This is a genomic window from Nocardioides bigeumensis, assembly GCF_039531755.1.
Classification (GTDB): Bacteria; Actinomycetota; Actinomycetes; order Propionibacteriales; family Nocardioidaceae; genus Nocardioides; species Nocardioides bigeumensis.
The window spans coordinates 50,860-69,986 of the sequence record NZ_BAAAQQ010000004.1; the positions used below are offsets into that span (position 1 = coordinate 50,860).

The 19,127-nt window shown below is 72.2% G+C and carries 23 protein-coding genes; 8 read left to right on the plus strand and 15 right to left on the minus strand.

From position 1 onward, the window contains the following. Nucleotides 1–24 precede the first annotated feature (24 nt). A complete protein-coding gene (locus ABD295_RS06525; protein WP_344302865.1) occupies nucleotides 25–513 on the plus strand; it encodes a DUF2505 domain-containing protein in 489 nt (162 codons plus the stop codon). Here the strand turns inward: ABD295_RS06525 and ABD295_RS06530 are convergent. The 4 genes from ABD295_RS06530 to ABD295_RS06545 form a co-directional block, all read right to left on the minus strand. Next, on the minus strand, nucleotides 492–638 hold the full coding sequence (locus tag ABD295_RS06530) for a hypothetical protein (RefSeq protein ID WP_344302866.1): 147 nt from the start codon (nucleotides 636–638) through the stop codon (nucleotides 492–494). The genes ABD295_RS06525 and ABD295_RS06530 overlap by 22 nt on opposite strands. Beyond that, nucleotides 635–2,263 carry an L-glutamate gamma-semialdehyde dehydrogenase gene (pruA, locus tag ABD295_RS06535; RefSeq protein WP_344302867.1) on the minus strand — a complete coding sequence of 543 codons (1,629 nt, stop codon included), beginning with the start codon at nucleotides 2,261–2,263 and terminating at the stop codon, nucleotides 635–637. Before pruA ends, ABD295_RS06530 begins: the two co-directional genes overlap by 4 nt. A 396-nt stretch (nucleotides 2,264–2,659) precedes the next feature. After that, nucleotides 2,660–2,992 (minus strand): DUF6912 family protein, encoded by a 333-nt coding sequence (locus ABD295_RS06540; protein WP_344302868.1) that lies wholly within the window; start codon nucleotides 2,990–2,992, stop codon nucleotides 2,660–2,662. Further along, nucleotides 2,989–4,458: a WS/DGAT/MGAT family O-acyltransferase gene (locus ABD295_RS06545; protein WP_344302869.1), complete on the minus strand. Its 1,470-nt coding sequence runs from the start codon at nucleotides 4,456–4,458 to the stop codon at nucleotides 2,989–2,991. Before ABD295_RS06545 ends, ABD295_RS06540 begins: the two co-directional genes overlap by 4 nt. A 267-nt stretch (nucleotides 4,459–4,725) precedes the next feature. Here ABD295_RS06545 and ABD295_RS06550 point away from each other — a divergent pair, with 267 nt between their 5' ends. Continuing rightward, nucleotides 4,726–5,064, plus strand: a complete 339-nt coding sequence (locus ABD295_RS06550; RefSeq protein WP_344302870.1) for a hypothetical protein — start codon at nucleotides 4,726–4,728, stop codon at nucleotides 5,062–5,064. A 10-nt stretch (nucleotides 5,065–5,074) separates the two neighbouring features. Continuing rightward, nucleotides 5,075–6,418 carry a hypothetical protein gene (locus tag ABD295_RS06555; RefSeq protein WP_344302871.1) on the plus strand — a complete coding sequence of 448 codons (1,344 nt, stop codon included), beginning with the start codon at nucleotides 5,075–5,077 and terminating at the stop codon, nucleotides 6,416–6,418. On the opposite strand, the gene ABD295_RS06560 is transcribed toward ABD295_RS06555, so the two are convergent. Beyond that, complete coding sequence (locus ABD295_RS06560; RefSeq protein WP_344302872.1) at nucleotides 6,381–7,649, minus strand: CpaE/TadZ family protein; 1,269 nt, start codon at nucleotides 7,647–7,649, stop codon at nucleotides 6,381–6,383. The two genes, ABD295_RS06555 and ABD295_RS06560, sit on opposite strands and share 38 nt — an antisense overlap. A gap of 5 nt (nucleotides 7,650–7,654) precedes the next feature. After that, entirely contained in the window at nucleotides 7,655–8,311 is a 657-nt protein-coding gene (locus tag ABD295_RS06565) for a CpaB family protein (RefSeq protein ID WP_344302873.1), read from the minus strand. Nucleotides 8,312–8,411: 100 nt separating this feature from the next. Between ABD295_RS06565 and ABD295_RS06570 the strand changes: the two genes are divergently transcribed. Continuing rightward, nucleotides 8,412–8,645, plus strand: a complete 234-nt coding sequence (locus ABD295_RS06570; RefSeq protein ID WP_344302874.1) for a helix-turn-helix domain-containing protein — start codon at nucleotides 8,412–8,414, stop codon at nucleotides 8,643–8,645. A 22-nt stretch (nucleotides 8,646–8,667) separates the two neighbouring features. Here ABD295_RS06570 and ABD295_RS06575 read toward each other — a convergent pair whose 3' ends face one another. Genes ABD295_RS06575 through sigE form a run of 3 tightly spaced genes read right to left on the minus strand, consistent with a single transcriptional unit; the run spans nucleotide 8,668 to nucleotide 11,251 of the window. Further along, nucleotides 8,668–10,173 (minus strand): S1C family serine protease, encoded by a 1,506-nt coding sequence (locus tag ABD295_RS06575; RefSeq protein ID WP_344302875.1) that lies wholly within the window; start codon nucleotides 10,171–10,173, stop codon nucleotides 8,668–8,670. Next, a complete protein-coding gene (locus tag ABD295_RS06580; protein ID WP_344302876.1) occupies nucleotides 10,170–10,649 on the minus strand; it encodes an anti-sigma factor in 480 nt (159 codons plus the stop codon). Before ABD295_RS06580 ends, ABD295_RS06575 begins: the two co-directional genes overlap by 4 nt. Then, entirely contained in the window at nucleotides 10,646–11,251 is a 606-nt protein-coding gene (sigE, locus tag ABD295_RS06585; RefSeq protein WP_344302877.1) for an RNA polymerase sigma factor SigE, read from the minus strand. The genes ABD295_RS06580 and sigE overlap by 4 nt, the downstream gene beginning before the upstream one ends. A 188-nt stretch (nucleotides 11,252–11,439) precedes the next feature. On the opposite strand from sigE, the gene ABD295_RS06590 reads away from it, so the two are divergent. Next, nucleotides 11,440–12,141, plus strand: coding sequence for an O-methyltransferase (locus ABD295_RS06590; protein ID WP_344302878.1), 702 nt, complete (start codon nucleotides 11,440–11,442; stop codon nucleotides 12,139–12,141). Nucleotides 12,142–12,168: 27 nt separating this feature from the next. Here the strand turns inward: ABD295_RS06590 and ABD295_RS06595 are convergent, their stop codons facing one another. The 3 genes from ABD295_RS06595 to ABD295_RS06605 are packed head-to-tail and all read right to left on the minus strand — an operon-like array spanning nucleotide 12,169 to nucleotide 14,269. Continuing rightward, entirely contained in the window at nucleotides 12,169–12,516 is a 348-nt protein-coding gene (locus tag ABD295_RS06595; protein ID WP_344302879.1) for a hypothetical protein, read from the minus strand. Next, entirely contained in the window at nucleotides 12,513–14,096 is a 1,584-nt protein-coding gene (locus ABD295_RS06600; protein ID WP_344302880.1) for a leucyl aminopeptidase family protein, read from the minus strand. The genes ABD295_RS06595 and ABD295_RS06600 overlap by 4 nt, the downstream gene beginning before the upstream one ends. A gap of 5 nt (nucleotides 14,097–14,101) precedes the next feature. Next, entirely contained in the window at nucleotides 14,102–14,269 is a 168-nt protein-coding gene (locus tag ABD295_RS06605) for a DUF3117 domain-containing protein (RefSeq protein WP_344302881.1), read from the minus strand. A 135-nt stretch (nucleotides 14,270–14,404) separates the two neighbouring features. Here ABD295_RS06605 and ABD295_RS06610 point away from each other — a divergent pair, with 135 nt between their 5' ends. Continuing rightward, complete coding sequence (locus tag ABD295_RS06610) at nucleotides 14,405–15,214, plus strand: enoyl-CoA hydratase/isomerase family protein (RefSeq protein ID WP_344302882.1); 810 nt, start codon at nucleotides 14,405–14,407, stop codon at nucleotides 15,212–15,214. A 25-nt stretch (nucleotides 15,215–15,239) separates the two neighbouring features. Here ABD295_RS06610 and ABD295_RS06615 read toward each other — a convergent pair whose 3' ends face one another. After that, nucleotides 15,240–16,616 (minus strand): hypothetical protein, encoded by a 1,377-nt coding sequence (locus tag ABD295_RS06615; RefSeq protein WP_344302883.1) that lies wholly within the window; start codon nucleotides 16,614–16,616, stop codon nucleotides 15,240–15,242. A 323-nt stretch (nucleotides 16,617–16,939) separates the two neighbouring features. On the opposite strand from ABD295_RS06615, the gene ABD295_RS06620 reads away from it, so the two are divergent. After that, on the plus strand, nucleotides 16,940–17,407 hold the full coding sequence (locus ABD295_RS06620; protein ID WP_344302884.1) for a hypothetical protein: 468 nt from the start codon (nucleotides 16,940–16,942) through the stop codon (nucleotides 17,405–17,407). Nucleotides 17,408–17,415: 8 nt separating this feature from the next. After that, on the plus strand, nucleotides 17,416–17,958 hold the full coding sequence (locus tag ABD295_RS06625; protein WP_344302885.1) for a hypothetical protein: 543 nt from the start codon (nucleotides 17,416–17,418) through the stop codon (nucleotides 17,956–17,958). Nucleotides 17,959–17,962: 4 nt separating this feature from the next. Here ABD295_RS06625 and ABD295_RS06630 read toward each other — a convergent pair whose 3' ends face one another. Further along, nucleotides 17,963–18,706 carry a M14 family zinc carboxypeptidase gene (locus ABD295_RS06630; RefSeq protein ID WP_344302886.1) on the minus strand — a complete coding sequence of 248 codons (744 nt, stop codon included), beginning with the start codon at nucleotides 18,704–18,706 and terminating at the stop codon, nucleotides 17,963–17,965. Continuing rightward, nucleotides 18,703–19,122, minus strand: a complete 420-nt coding sequence (locus tag ABD295_RS06635) for a hypothetical protein (RefSeq protein WP_344302887.1) — start codon at nucleotides 19,120–19,122, stop codon at nucleotides 18,703–18,705. Before ABD295_RS06635 ends, ABD295_RS06630 begins: the two co-directional genes overlap by 4 nt. Nucleotides 19,123–19,127 lie beyond the last annotated feature (5 nt).

The window sequence follows — 19,127 nt, forward strand, 5'->3', positions numbered from 1 at the left end:
CACGGACAAGGGCATGATGGCCCCATGAGCACCCGGATCCGGCACACCCTGACGTACGACGCGTCGCTGAACGACGTCGCCGCGATGTTGGCCGACCCGGAGTTCCGCGAGCAGGTGTGCGAGGCGACCGGCATGGTGCGCCACAAGGTGACGGTCACCGGCGCCGGCACCGGGATGTACGTCGAGATCGACGAGGTGCAGTCGACGGCCGGCGTACCTTCGTTCGCGCAGAAGTTCGTCGGCGACGAGATCAACATCGTGCAGGTCGAGCAGTGGACCTCGGTCGACTCCGCCGACGTCGCCGTCTCCATCCCCGGCAGGCCCGGCGAGATGAGCGGCTCGATCACCCTGCGTGAGAGCGGCGGCACCACCACCGAGGAGGTCGTCCTCGACATCCGGGTGGGCGTCCCGCTGGTCGGCGGCAAGATCGAGAAGCTCGTGGGCGACCTGTTGGTGACCGCCCTCAAGATCGAGAACGCGACGGGCCGGGGCTACCTCTCAGCCCGGTCCTGACGCTTGCGCCACCAGATCACGGCACCGAGCACCACGAACGGCCCGAAGGCCAGCGTGAGCGTCAGGGCCTGCTCGAAGGGGTGCAGCGCGCCGAAGTGCAGCGGGACGATCCCGGCGAGCGTCATCCCATGAAGGGGTAGCGGTAGTCCTTCGCCGGGACGAACGTCTCCTTGATCGAGCGCGGCGAGGTCCAGCGCAGCAGGTTGATCGCGGCGCCGGCCTTGTCGTTGGTGCCCGATGCGCGGGCCCCGCCGAAAGGCTGCTGGCCGACGACCGCCCCCGTGGGCTTGTCGTTGATGTAGAAGTTGCCAGCCGCGAACCGCAGGTCACGCCGGGCGTCGGCGATCGCGCGACGGTCCTGGGCGATGATCGCGCCGGTCAAGGCGTACGGCGCGAAGGACTCCATCTGCTTGAGCACTCGCTCGTACTGCGCGTCCGGGTAGACGTGCACGGCCAGGATCGGCCCGAAGTACTCCGTGGAGAACATCTGGTCGGTCGGGTCCGTCGACTGCACCACGGTGGGCCGGACGAAGTAGCCGACCGAGTCGTCGGCCTTCCCCCCAACCAGGGTGGTGAGGTGCTTGTTGCGTGCCACGCGGGCCAGCGCCGCCTTGTGCTTGGCGAACGCGCGGTCGTCGATCACCGCACCCATGAAGTTCGAGAAGTCGGTGACGTCGCCCATGGTGATGTTCTCGACCTCGTGGAGGAAGGAGTCACGCATCTTGTCCCACACCGACCGCGCGACGTACGCCCGCGAGGCCGCCGAGCACTTCTGGCCCTGGAACTCGAACGCGCCCCGGATCAGCGCCACGCGCACCACGTCCGGGTCGGCGGACGGGTGCGCGAGGACGAAGTCCTTGCCGCCGGTCTCGCCCACGATGCGCGGGTAGGAGCGGTACGACGCGATGTTCTCGCCGACCGTGCGCCACAGGTGCTGGAAGGTCGGCGTCGAGCCGGTGAAGTGGATGCCGGCCAGGTCCGGGTGAGTCAGCGCGACCTTGGAGACGTCGAGCCCGTCACCGGGCAGCATGTTGATCACGCCCGGCGGCATCCCGGCCTCCTCCAGGAGGTCCATCGTCAGCGACGCCGCCAGCTGCTGGGTGGGCGACGGCTTCCAGACCACCGTGTTGCCCATCAGCGCCGGCGCGGTCGGCAGGTTGCCCGCGATCGCGGTGAAGTTGAACGGCGTGATGGCGTAGACGAAGCCTTCGAGCGGCCGGTGGTCCGTGCGGTTCCACACGCCGGGACTGTTGGCGATCGGCTGGTCGGCGTGGATCTGCTTGGCGTAGTGGACGTTGAAGCGCCAGAAGTCGATCAGCTCGCACGCGGCGTCGATCTCCGCCTGGAACGCCGTCTTGGACTGGCCGAGCATGGTCGCGGCGTTGAGCGTCTGCCGCCACGGACCGGCCAGCAGGTCAGCGGCCTTGAGGATGATCGCGCACTTGTCGTCGAACGGCATGGCCCGCCACATCGGGGCCGCGTCGAGCGCCGCCTTGACCGCCGCCTCGGCGTCCCTGGTCGTCGAGTTCTTCATGACGCCCAGCACGTGCTGGTGGTCGTGCGGCTGCACGACCTTGATCTCCGCTCCCCCGCCGTTGCGGCGACGCCCGTTGATGTAGGCCCGCATCGGGTGCTGCTTGCGCTCCAGGCGATCCAGCTCTGCCTGCAGCGCCGCCCGCTCGGGCGTGCCGGGCGCGTACGTCAGGTTGGGCTCGTTGATCGGGGTCGGAGGGGTGGTGACTGCATCCATGCGGGCGACTGTAGTTGCCCTCGGCTCGCATGGATCCCCTGCGGGGGGCTTTGCGTTTTCCGTCGGGTCGGGTGGTCTTCTGGGGTCCTCGGCAGTGCGCTGTGCGCCGGGCTCCGGCCCACCAAGGCCCCGCGCGCAAACCACCCTCTTCGCTCGTCCCTCACGAAGAGGGGGCCAGGCCCATCCACAGCGCGCGGGGCCTTGGTGGTCCGGAACCCGGCTTCGCGCAAACGCCGAGGACCAACACGGGCGGCCGGCTCACGGGTCCCGCGGGGTGGGGCAACGCGCCAGGTCAGCTCGGCGAGACCGCCGCTGGCGGCTACCCGGCGGCCGCCGACGAACGTCTCGCCGTGCCCGGCCTGTGCGTGCTCCTCTCACGCGCGGACCCGCAGGGGATCAACGACCGAGCAAGAGAGCGATCTCCGGGATCGCAAACCACGAGAGATCGTCGTCGGGATCCGCACCCGGCGCGCGGGCGGCAGCGTCCGCGTGGACGGCCACCACCTGGTCGAGCCGCACGGGGCCGTCGGGGTCCGCGACCTCGGCGACGACCACCACCCTGCGGGACGGATCCGGGCAGGAGGCGGCGGCGGTCATCAGGGCGGCGTACTCGGTCTCCTCGTCGTCGTCGGGGGCGACGACGGCTTCGGGCGACGGTGGCAGCAGCTGCTCGTCCACGAGCAGGGCGAGGCCGTCGAGGTCGGTGGGCACGTAGATGCGTGCGGTCACGACCGGCTCCGGCCAGGGTCGCCCTTGGGCCGCGCGGTGCCGCGCCGGCGTCCGCGCGGGGCTCGGGGGCGCGCGTCACCGGTGGTCTCGTCGAGCTCGTCGAGCGCCTCGACCAGGGTCTCGCCGAGCGTGTCGACGTCGGGGAGCAGGTCGCGGTCGGCGGTGAGCCCGTAGAAGACCCCGCCGTCGTAGGACGTCACCCCGATCGCCAGGGCGTGGCCGGGCAGGAGGGGGTGGACCGGGTACGTCGCCACCATCCGCGCACCGGCGGCGTAGAGGGGGAACTGCGGGCCGGGGACGTTGGTGACGCTGAGGTGGAAGCCCTTGTGCAGCTCCCCTGCTGCGACCCGCGACCCGAGCGCGTGGAAGGTGGTGGGGGCGAAGCCGGCGATGCCGGCCAGCCGGTTGGCGGCGACCGCGCGGCCGGTCTCGCGGTGCGCCTTGAAGGAGTAGGTCACCTGGTGGAGCCGGACGACCGGGCTCGCCTCGCCGATGGGCAGGTCGACGAAGTGCGGAGCCACCTGGGTGCCGAGCGAGGTCGCTTCGAGCTCGTCGTCGATGACCGACATCGGCACGACCGCCTTGAGACGGCGCAGTCCCGACATCGACTCCGACCGGGTCAGCAGCCAGCCACGCAGCCCGCCGGCGATGGTCGCCAGGATGACGTCGTTGACCGAACCGCCGTGCGCGTTGCGGATCCGCCGGTAGACGGCGAGGTCGGTGCGGACGGCGACGAACCTGCGTTGCCTCGAGAGCGGGCCGGTGACCGGTGAGTCCCGGACAGGTCGTCGGCTCGTCAGCGCCGCGCCCACCTCGGCGAGGCGCCGCACGCTCGCGCTGCCCGCACGCAGGGCCGCCTCCGCGGTGCTCTGCGCGGTCTCGATCACGGTCGAGGGATGCTGGAGGGACTCCTGGACGGCGTCGGCGACCAGTGCGGCGGCGGTGGGCCGGCTGCGCGGCCGCCACTCGTCGTGGGCGAGCACCTTCGGCTCGGGGCTGACGTCGAGGAGCACCTGGCCGAGATCGACGGTCTCGACACCGTCGACGAGGATCTGGTGCGACTTCGACAGGAGCGCGAAGCCGCCCTTCTCGAGACCTTCGATGAAGTAGACCTCCCACAGGGGACGGCTCCGGTCGAGAGGCTGCGACACGATGCGGGCGACGAGGTCGCGGAGCTGGTCGAGGGTGCCGGGGCGGGGCAGCCCCGAGCGGCGTACGTGGTAGGCGAGGTCGAACCCCGGGTCGTCGACCCACACGGGGTTGGCCAGGTGGCCGGGGACGGCCTGGAGCCGCTGCCGGTAGCGCGGCACGAACGCGATGCGGTCGGCGATCAGCCCGACCAGGTCCGCGTGGTCGAAGCCGGAGTCCTCGGGGTCGAAGATCTCGACGGTCGCGTTGTGCAGGGGCGCCGACGGTGACTCGATCGCGAGTAGGGCGAGGTCGCGGGCTCGCAACCGGTCGGACACGCGGGTGCAACCCCCTTAAGTCAACACTCAGGTCGGTCTGGGATCGTGGATCGCCGGATCCCGGCCCCCTCGAGTACAGCAAGGGAGAGGTTACTCATGCGTCACGCCACGTCCCCGCGTCGGTTTCGCCCGAGCCGGTCGGGCTCGAGCTCGTTGGGCAGGTGGGCCGTCGTCCCGCTGCTCCTGATGGTGCTGGGTCTGGCGGCCGGCTGTGGCGACGGTGACGGGGACGACACGGCCGGGGACGACCCGACACCTTCCGCGTCCATGAGCGAGACGCCCACGGACTCCGCCGGCACCGACGAGCCCAGCCCGTCGGAGTCGGAGTCGGACTCGGCACCGAGCGGCACCGTCGTGCAGGTCATCTTCAAGGACGGCCAGATCACGCCCAACGGCGACCGCATCATGGCCGACGCCGGCGAGCCGATCACCTTCGACATCGACGCCGACGCCGCCGGCGAGCTGCACTTCCACTCCACGCCCGAGCAGTCCATCGACTTCGAGCCCGGCACGTCGTCCTACGACATCGTGATCGACCAGCCGGGCATCGTCGAGGTGGAGCTGCACGAGCCCGAGATGCTGGTCGCGCAGCTCGAGATCCGCTGACCAGCCGCGCGTGAACGTGCCCGGCCGCTACTCCGACCACTGGGTCCTCGCGCACGGGATCGGGGGCGCGAAGGACCTTCCCCTCCCCACCGAGCTGGCCATCGCCGGCGCGGTGGCGGCGCTCACCGTGTCCTTCACGGTGCTCGTGGTCGCGTGGCGCGAGCCCAGGTACGACGCCGCGACCAGCGGCCGGCCCGCGCCGGCGTGGCTGGCGGGCGTCGTCGACTCCACGGCGTTCCGGGTCGCGCTGCGGGCGGTCGGCATGCTGCTCTTCGTCTACACCGCGTGGGTCGCGGTCTTCGGCGAGGACCTGCTGACCAACCCGTTCTTCGGCATGTTCTATGTCCTGCTCTGGGTGGGGCTGGTGCCGGCCTCTGTGCTGCTGGGCCCGGTGTGGAAGGCCGTCAGCCCGGTCCGCACCATCAACCTCCTCTTCGCCCGGCTCACGGGTGGCGACGCCTCGCGGGGGCTGTGGGAGTACCCCCGACGGCTCGGCTACTGGCCGGCCGCCGTGGGACTGCTGGCCTTCGTCTGGCTCGAGCTGGTGTACCCGCACTCGACCGAGCTGGGTCCCGTCCGGCTCTGGTGCGCGGTGTACGTCGCCGCGATGCTGCTCGGCGGAGCGTTGTGGGGCGACGACTTCTACGAGCGCGGCGACCCGTTCGAGGTCTACTCCACGCTGTCCTCCAAGCTGTCGGTCTGGGGACGCCGCGGAGACCTGCTGGTCGTCCGCAGCCCGCTGGCCAACCTCGACACGGTGGTGGTCCGCCCTGGCCTCGTCGCGGTGGTGGCGGTGCTGTTCGGGAGCACGGCGTACGACTCCTTCCAGGACTCCCAGCCCTGGGTACGTCTCACCAACGACCACCTCGAGTACGCCCAGCTGCTCAACCACGCGGCCCTGCTGGGCTTCTGCGTGGGTGTGGGACTGATCCTCGCGGCCGGCAGCATGCTGACGGGGGTCGGTCCCGAGCAGAGCCGCCGGGCGCTGCCGGACCTCTTCGCCCACTCGGTGGTGCCGATCATCGTCGGCTACGTCGTGGCTCACTACCTGAGCTATCTCGTCGAGACCGGCCAGGACACGATCATCAAGATGAGCGACCCGATGGGCGACGGCAGCAACCTGCTGGGCACCGGGGACTGGAAGGTCAACTTCTGGCTGTCCTACCACCCCACGCTGCTCGCCACGACGAAGGTCGTCGCGGTCGTGGTCGGTCACATCCTGGGGGTCGTCGCCGCCCACGACCGGGCGATCCGGCTGCTGCCGAAGCGACACCAGGTCACCGGGCAGCTCTCGATGCTCGTCGCGATGATCGTCTTCACGGCCGGCGGGCTCTACCTCCTCTTCGCCGCCTGACCCCGCGACGGGGCGCGGTCCCCGAGGCCGGGACCAGGGCGGCAGCGACGTCCTCGACGGCACGGCCGAGCGCGGAGTCACCGGACTCGACGAGCGTGCGACCCGCGACCAGGGCGCGGTCGACGGCGACCCGGTCGTCGGGGAGGAAGTGCACCCCTGCCACCCGGGCGAAGCCCCCGACCATGTCGCGCACCTCACGCTCCGACCATCCCAGGCTGGACCGGTGCTGGTTCACGACCAGCCGCACCGGTGTCGCCGGGACGACCTCGCGGAGGTCCACCAGGCCTCTGGCCAAGCGGGTCAGCCCGACCGGGTCAGGAGTCGCGACCACGACGACCTCGTCGGCGACGCCGAGCGACCCGAGGGTCATGGCGTTGCGCGACGGCCTGCCGCCGACGTCACCAGCAGGGTCCTCCTCGAGGCAGAAACCGGTGTCGACGACCACGTGGCCGTGCGCGCGGAGGGTCTCGACGAGGTGCTCCACCGCGCCCGAGCGCACCTCCACCCAGCGGTCCGGACGCGGCAGGCCCGTCACCACCGACAGGTGCGGGCCCACCGCACGGAGCACGCGCGGCCATCGCTCGGCGAGCGTTCCGGCCGCAGAGAGACGCGCGGCAGCCAGGAGCCCCGAGACCTCGTCGAGCACGCCGAGGTGCTGCGCCAGCGCCCCGCCGTAGGGGTCGGCGTCGACGAGGGCGGTGTCCTCTCCGCGGGCGGCCAGCGCAGCGGCGAGCCCGGTCGCGACCGTCGTACGCCCCGGCGCACCCTGCGGGCCCCACACGACCACGACGCGGCCGGGGTCCCGGACCTCAGGCGCCGGCTCGCCGACCGGCGTCTGCTCCACCGGGCGCGGAGCCTGGTCCGGGGTGGAGTCCGCGACGACCGCGCCGAGGGAGTCGAGCTCGGACTCCGCCACCACGGCGGTCACGCCGATCCGGTGGGCCCGCAACCGGGCCTGGTCGTGGGTCGCGGCCGCGCCGGCGACGATCACCACGGGCCGGACGTGCTGGCGTCGGAGGTGCTCCACCGCCGCGGTGTCGAGCCCGGGCGCGTCCAGGGCGACGACCGCGACGTGCGCCTGACCGGCGGTCGCGGCGGCCAGGAGGTCCTCCACGTCGACGCAGCGCTTGAGGACGACGACGCCGGGACGGGCGCCGAGCGCGGCCAGCGCGCGTGACTCCCAGGCCGCACCGGACGCCACCACGAGCACGCACACAGGCGGGCTGACCATCGGGCTCACCCCCGCCCGACCACCGTGAGGGACCCCGCGCTCGACGCGGCGATCAACCGGGACAGGGCGGCATCGTCCACCCGCACCCCCAGCACCAGCTGGCGCTCGCCACTGGACCCGAGCGTCTCGGCCACCCGGGGGGCCGCGGTCACCGCCACGTCGGTGAGCAGCAGTCGCGCCGGCCGCTCGGACTCGGTCTCGTCGCTGGCGTAGACGTCCACCCGGCTCCCGACCTCGACGCTGGGCGGGACTCCCTCGGCGCCCACCCGGATCGGCACCTGAACCACGCCCGAGCCCGCGGCCGGCCCCAGCGCGGTCACGGGGAGCAGCTCGCCGGCCCCCAGCCCGCGCAGGAGCGTGCGGTCCGCGGGCAACGCCTGGTCCGCCCGCAGGTAGAGCGCCAGGTCGTCCTCGTCGCCGAACCGCACCGCACGCACCTCGAGGGCCTCGGGCTCGACCGTCGCCCCCACCGCGAGGTCCTCGCTCAGCGCCCAGACGGACACCGAGTCGTCCGCGGCGCCCACCACCCGGACGCCCGCCACCACCGAGACTGCGACGATCGCGACACCCACCCAGAGGCGCGGGTCGCGCCAGCCGGGCGTGCGCACGCGGGTCGCCGCCGCGACGTCGTTGTTCCGACCGGTCCCGAGAGAGGTGTCCACCCGCCCATCCTGGCCGCTCCGCGGCGGTCGGCCGGCTGGCTGTCCACATGCCCCCTGACGGCGGCCAGGGACCTTCAGGCGGGGCTGGCACGATGGGGCCATGTCCGAAGCCCCCCGCTTCCTCACCCTCGCCGATGTGGCCGAGGTGTTGAACACCTCCAGCGCGCAGGTCTACGCCCTCGTCCGCCGTGGCGAGCTGCCCGCCATCAAGATCGGTGGCCGTGGCCAGTGGCGGGTCGAGAGCAGCCAGCTCGAGGAGTTCATCCAGCGCATGTACGTCGAGACCCGCACCTTCGTCGACGAGCACCCGCTGGTCGACGACCGCAGCGACTGAAGGGCCCGGGCCCTGCGTCGTCCTAACCGACCTTGGAGTCGAGGGTCACCTCGACCTGCCGGTCCTCGCCGCCACGCCGCACGGTCAGCTCGATGGTCTCGCCGGGCTGGTGGGTGCGGATCATCACGATGAGCGCGATGCCGTTGGCGACCCGGTCGCCGTCGACGGCGGTGATGACGTCGTCGGTCTCGAGGCCGGCCCGCTCGGCGGGGGTGTCGGACTGGACCTCCTCGACCACGGCTCCCTCACCGCTGTCTCGGCCTCCGGTCTGCACCGTCGCCCCGATGATGGGATAGCGCGCCTCCCCGGTCTTCAGGATCTGGTCGGCGGTCACGCGCACCTGCTCGATGGGGATCGCGAACCCCACGCCGATGTTGCCCGACTCGCCGCCCAGGCCGCCCCCCGTGGTCGCGATCGCGGAGTTGACCCCGACGACCTCGCCACGCAGGTTCACCAGCGGCCCGCCGGAGTTGCCGGGGTTGATCGCCGCGTCTGTCTGCACAGCGTCGATGTAGGAGGTGTCGTCGGCGGAGTCACCGGTGGTCACCGGCCGGTTCAGTGCGGAGACGATGCCCGCGGTGACGGTCGAGCTGAGGCCCAGGGGCGACCCGATGGCGACGACCGCCTCGCCGATGCGCAGGTCCCGCGAGGCGCCGAGCGCCGCGGGCCGCAGGTTCGGCGCGTCCTCGACGAAGAGCACGGCCAGGTCGTAGACCGGGCTGCGGCCGACCAGCTCGGCCGTGTAGCGGTTGCCGTCGGTGTCGACGATCTCGATGAGCCCGTCGTTCTGGGCGGCATCGGCGACCACGTGGTTGTTGGTGATCACGTGGCCCTGGCGGTCGATCACGAAGCCGGAGCCGGTGGCGCCGCCCTCCTGGCCGTCGAACTCCGCCGCGATCTGCACGGTGCTGGGCAGCAGCTCCTGGGCGACCGCGGCGACCGAGCCGTTCTCAGGGGGCAGCGGCGCCTCGTCACGGGTGTCGACCCCGTCGAGCCCTTCACGGTTGGCGCCCGGCGAGGACGTGGAGTCGACCCAGCGGTCGTACGCCGCTCCGCCCACCGCACCGCCCAGCAGTCCCACGACCATGGCCAGGGCGGCCACCGTCGGCCAGACCCAGCCGCCGAGGCGGCCGTGACGCGACGACCGCTCGGGGCGTCCGAGGACGAGGGTCTGCGGCGGACCGCCGGGAAAGCCCGGGGGCGGCGCGTTCCAGGGCCCCGGGGCGGAGCCCTGCTGCGGTCCCGGGTACGGACCTCGCGGGGGCCCGGGCGGGAATCCGCCCTGCCGGCCCGACAACTGGGGGCCCGACAGCTGGGGGCCCGACGGGTGCGGGCCGGACGCGCGCGGGAGCGGCTGGGTCGGCGCCGCTGCGCTGGGCGGCGTCCACGCAGGAGGGGCGGTCCTGGGGCCGCTCTGCCGGGGCTCGTCGTGCCGGAAGCGCAGGCCGCCGATGGGCTCCGTCACCGCACCGTCCGAGGGGCTGTCGGCGGGAGGCGACTCCGAGTGGTCGCCGTGCTGGTCCGTCACGGCACTATCTTGACCCCGGCGATACCGCCTGTCGCGTGCCGGGTCGCCAACCGCAGGTCTGCGGTCACGGCGGGAGAGCTGCTGGGTCGGGCGTTCAGGCTGGTGACCGGCGGACGACGATCCGCAGGCGCGCCGCCCTGGGCGACGCCCAGCGCCAGCACCCCGGCCACGGCCGCCCCGAGCGCGGTGCCGCCGAGGAAGGCGACGCCGCTGCGTCCACGTCCTGGAGCGGCGGTCCGCAGGGGCGGGGCGCCGAGGAACGACCCGTGCGCGAGCGCGCCCTTGAGCCGGTCGGGAGTTTCTCCGGTGCGGTGGGCCGAGAGCCCCGCGAGCTGGGTCTTGACCCAGCCCTCACGCTCGACCAGGTCGCGGCAGGCATGGCAGGCGTGCACGTGCGCCCACGCCTTCTCGGCCTCCTCCGCGCTGAGCTGGCCGTCGAGGAGCGCCGACACCCGCGGCCCCAGGTGGCCGATCACGACACGTGCCCTGACGGCTGCGGAGCGGACTCGTCAGGGCCGGCGTACCGCTCCCGTCCCTGCCCCGGCGCGCGGTGCGCCAGCGCGGCCCGCAGCATCGCGCGTCCACGGTGGATGCGCGAGCGCACGGTGCCGAGCTTGGCGTCCATCACCTCGGCGATCTCCTCGTAGGAGAGCCCCTCGACGTCGCACAGCACCACGGCCGCCCGGAAGTCCGGGGGCAGCGAGGCCAGTGCGCGCTCGACGTCGTCGTCGAAGGTGTGGTCGGCCACGGCGATGTGCGGCTCGGGCGACGCGCTGCGCAGCCGGGCCGCACGCTCGTCGGAGAGGGCGTCGAAGCGGATCCGCTGGCGGCGCCGGGCCTGGTCGAGGAAGAGGTTGGTGGTGATGCGGTGCAGCCATCCCTCGAAGGTGCCGGGCGTGTAGCTGTCCAGGCTGCGGAAGACGCGCACGAACACCTCTTGGGTGAGGTCCTCGGCGTCTGCCCGGTTGCCGGTCAGACGGTAGGCGAGGCGGTAGACGCGGTCGGAGTGACGCTCGACGATCTCGCCCCAGGACAGCGCCTCGCTCGGCACCACCTGCTCGACTGCCGACTCGGCCACGGGGCCCTTCCCTTCGTTGGTGAGCTGCTCCTGGATCAGGACTTCCTCCAGCTGTCGACAACGGTAGGGATCTCTCCTGAGAGGAACCTGGGAGCGGACCCGGAAGCAGACTTGGGTGAAGCCTTTGCAGCGGCCTGCCCGAGCCGTACCCACTTCCTCTCGACCCCACAACGAGCCGACCGCCCGAGATGTTCCTGTCGCGATACAGTCGGGCGCAGTCGCGACCCCGGGAGGCCACCATCACCAGTCCGCTCAAGCCGGCCAGCTGGCTCTACGCCGAGCAGTTCGTGGCCGAGGACGAGGTCCTCGCCGAGGCTCGTGCTCGCGCCGAGGAGGTCGGGGTCGTGCCGATCGGCCCGGGGGGCGGCGCCGCGCTGCGGTTCCTCGCCTCGATCCTCGAGGCGCGCGCCGTGGTGGAGATCGGCACCGGCACCGGCGTCTCGGGCCTGTGGTTGCTGCGGGGCATGCGCTCCGACGGTGTGCTCACCACCGTCGACGTGGAGGCCGAGCACCAGCGGCTGGCCAAGCAGACCTTCGCCGACGCCGGCATCCCCCACCAGCGGGCGCGCACCATCTCGGGCGCGGCGCTCGACGTGCTGCCGCGGCTGACCGACGGGCACTACGACATCGTGTTCTGCGACGGTGACAAGCGGGAGTACGGCGCCTACCTCAAGGCCGCGCTGCGGCTGTTGCGCCCCGGCGGGATCGTGGCCTTCGACAACGCCCTGTGGCACGACCGCGTCGCCGATCCGGCCCAGCGTGACGAGGAGACGGTGGCCGTCCGCGAACTCGGTCGCGCGGTCGCGGAGGACGAGTCTCTGGTGCCGGTGCTGCTCCCGGTCGGCGACGGCCTGCTGGTCGCCAAGAAGGAGTGGGCCGGGGACGCCTAGCCCGTCGGTCCCAGACCGGTCTCGGGGTCAGGCGCGCGGGGCTGCGACGAACCCGGCGGCGCCCTCGGCGATCGAGACCACCTGGCACGGCTCGATGAGCACGGGGCTGCTGCCGATGATCTGCGAGCCCGGCGACTCGGCGGCGACGTCCCGGAAGGACGCCTCGAACGCCGCCCGCGCCGCGTCGTCGGTGAAGACGTAGCAGCCCTCGAACCACTCGCCGGGGACCAGCCGCCACGTCTTGTAGGACAGCCCGTCCATGCCGGTGAAGCGCGCGTGGGAGGTGTCGACGACGTACGTCGCCAGCGCGGCCTCCACGCCGTCCGGGGCGTCGGCGAGCGACCAGCGCACGGTCAACCCGCGCATCCCGGTCATCGGATCCCCTTCACCGGGTCGTCCGAACCCAGCCACTCCAGGAGCGCCCGCGCGCCCCACCCGGTCGGTCCCTTGGACCACTCGAACGAGTCGGCCGTCGCGTCGCCGACCGAGGCGAGGTCGTAGTGCGCCCAGGGCACCTCGCCGACGAAGCCCTGGAGGAACAACGCAGCGGTGATCGAGCCGGGGCCTCCCGGCGCGTTGTCGACGTCGGCGATCTTGGACGCCAGCTTCTCGTCGTAGACCGACGCGAGCGGCATCCGCCACGACGGCTCGCCCGCACGTCGGCCCGAGTCGAGGAGCCGTTCGGCGAGCGTGTCGTCGGTGGCGTAGAGCGCGGCGATGCTGCTGCCGAGCGCGACCCGGACCGCGCCGGTCAGGGTGGCGACGTCGACGATCACGTCGGGCTTGAGCTGGTCGACGGCGTACGCTAGCGCGTCGGCCAGCACCAGCCGGCCCTCGGCGTCGGTGTTGTTGACCTCGCTGGTGCGACCGCCGTAGTGGTGGACGACGTCGCCGGGCCGCACGGAGTCGGCGCCGACGGCGTTCTCCGCCGCGGCGACGAGACCGGTCACCCGCACCGGGCAGCCGACGGCGGCGAGCGCGCCGAGGACGGAGATGACGACACCGCCACCGGTCATGTCGCGCTTCATCGTCGCCATGCCCTCGGCGGTCTTGATGGACAGTCCCCCGGTGTCGAAGGTGATGCCCTTGCCGACCAGGACCACCCGCGCCGCGCGGCGGGCGCCCCGGGTGGTCCGCTTGCCGGAGGTCCTCCCCGACGAGGGCGTGTAGTCGAGCCGGATCAGCCGGGGCGGCGTCGCCGAGGCCCGGCCGACGGCCAGCAGGCCGCCCATGCCGCGCTTGGCGAGCTCCTTCTCGTCCCAGACCGACACCTCGAGGCCGGAGTCGGCGGCGACCTCGCGGGCCTGCTCGGCGAGCCACTCGGGGTTCTTGAGGTTGGACGGCACCGTGGCCAGCGTGCGGGACCGCCAGGACGCGCCGCCGATGGCGATGGCGCGCCGCAGGACGCCGTCGAGCTCGCCCGCGTCGGCGTGGCCGGCCAGCACGATCCGCGCGACCGGCGTGTGCTCGGGGCCGGTCGAGCGCCAGTGGAAACCGAAGGAGCCCAGCATCGCGCCGACCACGAAGGCCTCGAACCCGTCGGGCTCGGCGATCGCCGCGATCGAGCTGGCGACCGCGTCCACGTCGCGGGTCGCCCGCGCCAGCGCGGCGCCGGCCCGCCGGAAGGCTGGGGCGCTCTGGTCGCCGACCCCCACCAGCAGCACCCGGCGCACGGACGCGTGACCGCCCACGGGGAGCGTGGTCACCTGCCCGGGCTTGCCGGGTGCGTCGGCACCGGGCCCGGTCAGCGCGTCGAGGAGGTCGAGCAGGCCGATCCCGAGACTCTCGGCGGCCTGGTCGGCGCCGGGGCCGAGCAGGGTCGATCCGTCGGGACCGGGGAGCGCGGGAAAGGCGAGCACCTCGACGCCACCGATGGCGTCGGGGAGCAGCGTGCTGAGGGCGAACTGGGGCGGAGAGACCTGCGGGGGAAGGCCTGCCGAGTCAGACGGCGTCACCCGGGTCAGCCGGTGACGGCTTTGAGGGCGTCACCGAGAGCGCCGGCCTCGTCCGCGTTCAGCTCCACCACCAGGCGTCCGCCGCCTTCGAGGGGCACGCGCATGACGATGCCGCGACCTTCCTTGGTGACCTCGAGCGGTCCGTCGCCCGTCCTGGGCTTCATCGCCGCCATCCGCGCACCTCTTCCTGTTGTCCGTGAAAAGGACGCGGCCCTCCGTCCGCGTCGCGCTCACCATTATCCCCCATCCACGCGTGATCCCGACCACAGACCCTCTCCGAGCCCGGCGGCGTCCCTAAGGTGGCGGCCATGAGCCTGCCCCACGAGCCCGTCCGTCTCGATGTCTCCGAGGGGGTCGCGACCATCACGCTGGACCGGCCCGACGCGATGAACAGCCTCGACGTCGCCACCAAGGAGGCACTGCTCGCGGCCGTCCGCTCCGCCGCCGACGACGCGGCCGCCCGCTGCGTCGTGCTCACCGGGACCGGCCGGGCGTTCTGCGTCGGCCAGGACCTCAAGGAGCACATCGGCATCCTCCGGGCGCTGAAGTCGGACGGTGAGGGCGAGCTGTTCGACACCGTCACCGCGCACTACAACCCCATCGTCGAGGCCCTCAGCACGATGCCCAAGCCCGTCGTGGCGGCCCTCAACGGCGTCGCCGCCGGAGCCGGCGCGAGCCTCGCGTTCGCCTGCGACCTGCGCGTGCTCGCGGACACCGCCGGCTACAACCTCGCCTTCGCCGGGGTCGCTCTCTCGTGCGACACCGGCTCCAGCTGGACGCTGCAGCGGCTCGTCGGCCGGGCCAAGGCGTTGGAGCTGCTGTACTTCCCCCGCACGATCGGCGCCGACGAGGCCCTCACCTTGGGCCTGGCCAACCGCGTGGTCCCCGCCGACGAGCTGACGACCGTCGTCGCCGAGCTGGCGGGCCGGCTGGCGACCGGCCCCACCGTCGCCTACGCGTCGATGCGGCACTCCGTGGCGTACGCCGCCGAGCACACGTTCGCCGAGTCCCTCGCCGTGGAGGCGGAGATGATGGCCCGCACCGGCGCGACCCGCGACCACGAGGCCGCGGTCGCGGCTTTCGTGGCCAAGGAGAAGCCGGTCTTCGAGGGCCGCTGACCGGGTGCGGCCGGCGCGGGGACGGCTAGAACCCCGGCGTGGGGAACCTGGCCTCCGCGTTCGGGAAGCCGTCCGCCTCGAGGGTGACGACGAACTCCCCCTCCTGAGCCAGGTGGCTCTCGTTGCCCGTGACGTAGACCCCGTACGGGGACAGGACGGGGATCACTTCGCCGGGCCCGTTGTCGACGGTGCTCGTCCAGGTCGCGACGGTGTCCACCTCGGGGCCGGAATTGTTCTCGTAGCCGGTGAAGTAGTCCGCCTGCTTCGGCAGGATCGACATGTCCATCCGCGTGCCGTCCGCTGCCTCGAAGGTCACCATGACACGCAGGGTCCCCGCCAACGCCCTCGCACCACCGCCGACGATGGCGTTGCCCCGCAGGTCCAGCTCCCAGGGCGCAGCGGCATCCGGGCCATGGGTCACGGCTGTGCCCTGGGGGTCGTAGAGCAGCTCCTGCGCCCCGACGGTCGAAGCCGACGTGTGGACCGCCGGCACGAACCCAGGGGCCTCCAGGGTGATCACGAAGCGGCCACGCTGGACGTCTTCCCACTCAGCAGCGTCGAAGTACTCGCCGTTCTCGATCCTCAGCGACGCGCCGTCGGTCAGACCCGAGGCAAGGGTGTAGGCGAGGCTCTCCTCGATCTCACCCCCTGTGTAGGGGAAGTCCCACCCCGACGGCCCGGAAGGGTTCTGCAGGGCCCTGAGGCTGATCTGGTCCTCGAAGCCGGGATCGGGCTGGTAGGTGACCGTCATGGTCAGAGCACCGGCGGCGACGTCGCCGCTGGTGGCCGTGACCGTGGCACCGCTGAAGGTGAGCGCACCCGTGCCCAAGAAGTTGATGGACGAGGCGCCGGGATCGAAGTGCAGGGTCGGGACAGCCGACGGGACCACGTCGGAGAAGAAGTGGACCGGAGCGAAGCCGTCCGCCGACACGCGCATGACGAACCTGCCGCGCTGGACGTCGTCGGTCTTCTCCGTGCGGGCCCAGACCCCGTCGCTGAGCGTCAGGCTGCTCTCGGCGTCGATCTTCGCGGCAGACATGCACTGCAGGAGCACTCCTTGGCTGGTGCTCCACAGGCCGCCGGCGCCGAACGGCGTGCCGGCCGTTGTGTTCTCGGCCACCAGCGACTTCTCGTCCTCGAAGCCGGTCGACGGCTCGAAGGACACCTCGAGCCGGAGATCGCCGGCAGCGATGTCGCCCCCCGTGACCCAGAACGACACACCGGACAGGCGCAGGCTCCAGGTGCCGTCGTCGTTGCGCTCCGCCGAGACGGAGCCGTAGGGGACCAGCTGCCGCATCGGGGACCCGGCGTACGCCGGAGCCGCAGCGGCGACCGACACCACGGGCAGTGACCAGGCCGCGGCGCGCACGACGGTGCGGCGCGGCAGGGGGAGGTGGTTCATGGAAGCCTTCCTTCGACGGGTGGCAGCAGCCCGAGCACCACGCGAGAGCCAAGTCATTCGATCGGAAGAACCATACGAGCGTATTACACTCGTCGTCGCCAGTCCGAGCACGCTTGGACGTTCGGCCTCCACCGCGCGCGCAGCCGAACATTCTGTTTCGATCGCTCCGACGTCGGCCGGCCTCGAGGTCACCTCGAGCCCGGGGGTGCGTGACGTCCGGGAGTTCTTCCGGTTCGGTCTCGATTAAGGTGATCGCCTGAAAGAATGGGAGGATCGCCCCCCACCACCTCGACCCACAGGGATCCACGTTGACGCTGCACTCGATGCCCCAGCGGCTCGACCCCCCGCCCGGCGACGGCGCACCCACGCTGTCCTTCAACCCAGGCCGCTCGGTGGTCAAGGCGACCGGGAAGGGCGGACGCCACGTGCTGGTGCTGGCCAACGCCTCGATCGTGGCCAACGGCGCATCGCTGCCGGACGGCGGGCTGGTGATGTCGGCCTCCTTCGAGCTCGACTCAGGAGCCGTCAAGCCGATGTTCGTGCACGCCTGGACCTCCGCCGGGTGGACGGGTCCCCGAGAGCCGCGCGTGCTCTACTCCGCCGAGTTCAGCTTCGGGCTGCCCGTCCCCGACGACTTCGCCATCCCGCTCGGTCCGCGCTGGCCGGACACCGCACCACCGATCGTCGAGACGACCGTCGATGCGGGTCGCTGGCCCGGCAGCGTCGTGCTGATCTGTTCCGCGCCCGGTTTCACCGACGGCGTGCACGCCTTCCGGGTGCCGGCCGAGTGACCCGGCCGGTGACCCGTCCGACGCGCCGCACCGTCGTGCGGGCGGCCGCCTGGTCGGCGCCCGCGCTCACCATCGCCGCCACGGCTCCTCCCGCTGCGGCGAGCACCCCGCTGCAACTGGTCCTGAACCCCGCCGACGCGGGTGTCGTGAAGCGCACCGACGGCCGCTACGACCTCTACTTGCGGACCGCGACGATCACGGCTTTCGGGGGGCAGGTCGACGCGGGGACCCTCCTGCTGGAGATCCAGTTCATCTCCGCCGCCGATGGCCAGCCCAAGACGTCCTCGCCCTATCCCAACATCCCCTTCGGCTGGTCGCCCTACAGCGCCCCGACCAACGTCGTCGTCGCCAACCTCACCTATCCCGCCGGCCTCTCAGCCCTGGTGCCCCTTCAGATCCTTCAGCCTGGGGAGGTCGCCTCACCCGTGTTCCGGACACCGCTCAACACTGCCTTCCTACCTGGAGAGATCAGGTTGTCCGTCACCGGCCGCACGCCCGGCCCCGTTCGCCGGAACTTCTTGCCGGACACTCACCAGATCACGATCGGCTGACAGCTCACCGCCAGTCGGACCAGCCGCCGCCGAGCACCTCGACGACCTGGCGCGGCGCCTCGACGCGCATCCGGTGCCGGCTCGGCCGGGCGCCGTACTCGATCGTCATCGCGGAGCCCTCGAAGTGGCGGTTGAACCACATCGTCATCGTCCCGTGGCACACGCCCCCGCAGTCGAGCGTGCGTCGCGGCAGCCGCAGCTCACGGGCGACCCGGCGGGCGAAGCGCGCGTCCTTGGTGTCGGTGTCGACACCGAGCAGCGGCTGGTGAAAGCTCAGCACCCGCAGCGGACGGACCTCGCGGAGGAAGTCCATCATCGCCCGCGTCTCGGGCTCCGAACCCGGCCGCGGGCCGGACTCGTAGCCGCCGTCGAGGTCGGCCCAGCGGTAGGGGAAGTTGCGGTTCAGGTCGACCCCGTGGGCGTTCTTGCGCGTCCCGGCCACCAGGCCGTCGGGGTTGTACGTCGGCACGACCCACACGTTGATGCCGTCGAAGGCCGGGCCGTCGCGCAGCGCCTGCAGGATCTGGCGGGTGTGCGGCTCGTTGCCGTGCATGGTCGCGATCAGCACGTACGTCGGCGTCCCCGGCTCACCCAGGTGCCAGGCGACGATGTCGCGACCATGGACGGACTGGCCGATGACCCGCTTCTCGAGCAGCGACGTCTCGGGCGCGGCCGACGCCGGCACGACGAGGGCGAGCATCAGCAGCAACGCGGCCCCGAGCGCTCGCAGGTTGCGTGGCGGGTTCACACGGCGGAGGTGAGGTAGGCGTAGGTGAACACGAGCACGCCCACCAGCAGGCCGACGTGGGCGAGCACCGAGAGTCCCGGACCGTCGCTCCACGAGTCCTCGACCGCGCCGGAGGCGTGCCGTCCGCGCGACGGCAGCCAGCGCAGCAGCAGCAGGAGCCCGGCCAGGACGGTGAGCCACCAGAAGCCGAGGGCCACGATGCCGACCAGGCCGTTCCAGGACAGGTCCTCGTCGGTCACGAGGAACGTCACCCAGCCCGCAAGCGCGAGGACTCCGCAGGCCGTGTGCAGGAGGAGCAGGCCCGAGCCGACCTGGTGCCGGCCGGCTCCCTCGTCACGCCGTAGTCGGAGGCGGGTCAGCACCACCACGACCGCCGCGAGGGCGGTGAGGACGTAGACGACCACCTCGAGGGACATCTCGG

Bases quoted from the DNA above. Each gene is read 5' to 3' on its own strand.
- ABD295_RS06525 (WP_344302865.1), top strand. From the start codon at position 25: ATGAGCACCCGGATCCGGCACACCCTGACGTACGACGCGTCGCTGAAC.
- ABD295_RS06530 (WP_344302866.1), bottom strand. From the start codon at position 638: ATGACGCTCGCCGGGATCGTCCCGCTGCACTTCGGCGCGCTGCACCCC.
- pruA (WP_344302867.1), bottom strand. From the start codon at position 2,263: ATGGATGCAGTCACCACCCCTCCGACCCCGATCAACGAGCCCAACCTG.
- ABD295_RS06615 (WP_344302883.1), bottom strand. From the start codon at position 16,616: ATGAACCACCTCCCCCTGCCGCGCCGCACCGTCGTGCGCGCCGCGGCC.
- ABD295_RS06560 (WP_344302872.1), bottom strand. From the start codon at position 7,649: ATGGTCAGCCCGCCTGTGTGCGTGCTCGTGGTGGCGTCCGGTGCGGCC.
- ABD295_RS06550 (WP_344302870.1), top strand. From the start codon at position 4,726: ATGAGCGAGACGCCCACGGACTCCGCCGGCACCGACGAGCCCAGCCCG.
- ABD295_RS06620 (WP_344302884.1), top strand. From the start codon at position 16,940: ATGCCCCAGCGGCTCGACCCCCCGCCCGGCGACGGCGCACCCACGCTG.
- ABD295_RS06590 (WP_344302878.1), top strand. From the start codon at position 11,440: ATGTTCCTGTCGCGATACAGTCGGGCGCAGTCGCGACCCCGGGAGGCC.
- ABD295_RS06635 (WP_344302887.1), bottom strand. From the start codon at position 19,122: ATGTCCCTCGAGGTGGTCGTCTACGTCCTCACCGCCCTCGCGGCGGTC.
- ABD295_RS06610 (WP_344302882.1), top strand. From the start codon at position 14,405: ATGAGCCTGCCCCACGAGCCCGTCCGTCTCGATGTCTCCGAGGGGGTC.
- ABD295_RS06595 (WP_344302879.1), bottom strand. From the start codon at position 12,516: ATGACCGGGATGCGCGGGTTGACCGTGCGCTGGTCGCTCGCCGACGCC.
- ABD295_RS06570 (WP_344302874.1), top strand. From the start codon at position 8,412: ATGTCCGAAGCCCCCCGCTTCCTCACCCTCGCCGATGTGGCCGAGGTG.
- ABD295_RS06605 (WP_344302881.1), bottom strand. From the start codon at position 14,269: ATGGCGGCGATGAAGCCCAGGACGGGCGACGGACCGCTCGAGGTCACC.